Below are 1,995 nucleotides of genomic sequence, written 5' to 3'. Positions count from 1 at the left end.
CTGCACCTCTTGGCCGATCAGCCAGGCTTCCGTGCCGAACCCGCGGCTGCCTATCCGGGTGAGCAGCCGGCTATGCTCAGCCGGGCTTTCGACCTGGCTGCTGCCCGAGCGGCGCTGGGCCGAATCCGCAGGCAACGGTCTGCGCACGGTGATCGGCCGGGCCGGCGGCGCCCCGCTGACCCTCGCCTTCGACGACGTCACCCCACACTGGCTGGTCGGCGGGCGCACCGGCGCCGGCAAGACGGTTTTCCTGCTCGACGTCCTCTACGGGCTGGCCGCCCGCTACGCGCCTGCCGAGTTGCAGCTCTATCTGCTCGACTTCAAGGAGGGCGTGAGCTTCACCGAGTTCGTGCCCACCGGGCGTGACCCGTCCTGGCTGCCGCACGCCCGTGCCGTGGGCATCGAGTCCGACCGCGAGTACGGCCTCGCCGTGCTGCGCGAGCTGCGCCGGGAGGCGCAGCGCCGGGCCACCGCGCTCAAACGACACGGCGTCACCAAGCTCGCCGACCTGCCCCGGGACAATCCGCTGCCGCGCATCGTGGCGGTCATCGACGAGTTCCACGTGCTGCTGGCCGGCAACGACGCGCTGGCCCGGGACTCCGTGGACCTGCTGGAGGAACTGGCCCGAAAGGGCCGCTCGTACGGCATCCACCTGGTGCTCGCCAGCCAGAGCATGACCGGCATCGAAGCCCTCTACGGGCGGGCCGAGGCGATCTTCGGGCAGTTCGCGCTGCGAGTGGCGCTGCCCGGCGGTGGTGGGGTGCTCGACCAGCTCAACGACGCCGCCGCGGCCCTGCCGATCGGCTCCGCCGTGGTCAACACCGCCGCCGGCGCGGCCGGCGCCGACACCGTGCTGCGGTTCCCCGACGCGCACGCCGCCGCGGCGGATCTCGCCGCGTTACGCCACGAGCTGTGGCAGGCCCGCCCGCCGGGCTCACGGGCACCGGCGGTCTTCAAGGGGTACGAGGCCGCCCGGATCGAGGACGACAGCACCTTCGCCGGGCTGCGCCCCGGCGGTCGACGCCCGATGGCCCTGGTCGGCCGGACTGTCGACGTGCACGGCACCACCGCGCTGTTCCTGATGGACACCACCCCCGGCCGGCACCTCGCCGTGGTGGGCACCGCACCGACCGGCGCGGACGTGCTGCGCGCCGCGACGCTCAGCCTGGCCCGCCAGCACACCCCCGGCGACGCCCGGTTCGAGCTGGCCTGCCTGGTCGGTGCCGCCGACCCGGTCGCGGACGACACCGAAGCCGTGCTGCGGGCCGCCGGCCACCCGGTCGGACGACTCGACGCGGCCGGGTTGCGCGACCGGATCGCCGCGCTGGCCGCCGAGCCCTCCGGCCGCGAATACCTGGTGGTCTTCGGCATGGACGCCGCCGCGCCGGTCCTCGGTGCCACCGATCCGACCACGTTCCGCTCCGGCCTGGACGACCTGCGCACCGTGCTGCGCCAGGGCCCCGGGCACGGGGTGCACCTGCTCGGCTGGTGGCGCGGGCTCCGCCGGCTCGCCGACGACCTGGGCGGCAGCCAGAACCGCGACGACATCGCCTGCCTGGTCGCGCTCAACGTGCCCGGGGCGGAGCTGGCCCTGCACCTCGGAGCACACGAGCTGACCTACACGCCCCGCGCCGACCGGGCGCTGCTGATCGACCGGCACGACCAGCGCACCCGGCTGATCGTCCCGTTCGTCGGCGACGGGCACGAGCCGGACGGGGAGCGGTGACAGTGTCCTTCGAGGAGTACGCGGCACTGGCCCGACAGCTCTCCGAGCAGCGCCGTGCCGGCGAACACCACGCCGCCGCCGAGTCCGCGCGCGCCGCGACCTGAACGCGGCGGTCGACTATCTCCAGCAGCGGCTGACCGCCCAGGGGCAGCGCCTCGACCAGCTCGGCCGGGCGATCGGCGTCGACCAGCCACCACCCGGCCCACCGGCCGCCAGCCAGCCGTCGGCCGGGGTCGTGGCCGGGTCGGGGCGGTCGGGGGATCAGCCGT

The 1,995-nt window shown here is 74.8% G+C and carries 1 protein-coding gene; it reads left to right on the top strand.

Annotation, left to right across the window (positions count from 1 at the left end):
* A partial coding sequence (locus tag JM949_RS35525; protein ID WP_238434466.1) for an FtsK/SpoIIIE domain-containing protein occupies positions 1-1,726 on the top strand: 1,726 nt, incomplete at its 5' end.
* Positions 1,727-1,995 lie beyond the last annotated feature (269 nt).

Source organism: Micromonospora tarensis, assembly GCF_016803395.1.
Taxonomy (GTDB): Bacteria; Actinomycetota; Actinomycetes; order Mycobacteriales; family Micromonosporaceae; genus Micromonospora; species Micromonospora tarensis.
The sequence above is the reverse complement of the archived record's forward strand: the minus strand, read 5'-3'. Positions and strand labels throughout refer to the sequence as shown.